Origin of the sequence: Pseudonocardia sp. SID8383 (assembly GCF_009864975.1) — a bacterium.
GTDB classification, from domain to species: domain Bacteria; phylum Actinomycetota; class Actinomycetes; order Mycobacteriales; family Pseudonocardiaceae; genus Pseudonocardia; species Pseudonocardia alni.
This window is the reverse complement of the sequence record NZ_WWFY01001010.1, coordinates 1-597: the sequence shown is the minus strand read 5'-3', so window position 1 is coordinate 597 and position 597 is coordinate 1. Positions and strand designations below refer to the sequence as shown.

The 597-nt window shown below is 78.9% G+C and carries 1 protein-coding gene; it reads right to left on the bottom strand.

The genetic code is table 11. The features are described from left to right. Positions 1-597, bottom strand: a 597-nt coding sequence (locus GTW08_RS24255; RefSeq protein ID WP_161152587.1) for a P1 family peptidase, incomplete at both ends; no start/stop codon positions are given.

Below are 597 nucleotides of genomic sequence, written 5' to 3'. Positions count from 1 at the left end.
CGCCGTCACCTCCGCCGCGGCCGCCTGCAGCGCGAACACCCCGGCGACGTCCGGTGCGGCCCGGGTGCCCGTGGCCAGCGCGAACGCGCAGTCGCCGTCGCGGATCGTGTGCACCGGCGAGATCGACCGGGCCAGGCCGTCGTGCGCCATCGTCGCCAGCCGGGTGCAGCCGACCTTGTCCAGGGCCGCGTCGGTGCCGACGACCACCAGCGTCGTCGCCGTCCCCAGCGGGTTCACGTGCCCCGCGTACAGCGCGGCGAGCCGCTCCGGCGGGGCGAGGGCCGAGGCCACCCCGGCGGCGAACTCGCCCGGCAGACCGTGCCGGGCGCCGTACACCTCACCGGTGGCCGGGTCCGCGGCCGCACCGGCGGAGTTGAGGACGACCAGGGCCGCGATCGTCGTCCCGGCGGCAGAGCCCTCGGTGAGCACCGCGGACGCCGACCCGATCCCGCCGCGCAGCCCGCCGGACACCGCGCCGGTGCCCGCCCCGACCGAACCCTGGACGACCGGGCCGGCGTGTGCGTCGTCGTAGGCGGCCGTGCCGGTCGCCGCGGTCGGGCGGGCCCGGGGGTCACCGCCGCGACCGAGGTCGAACAC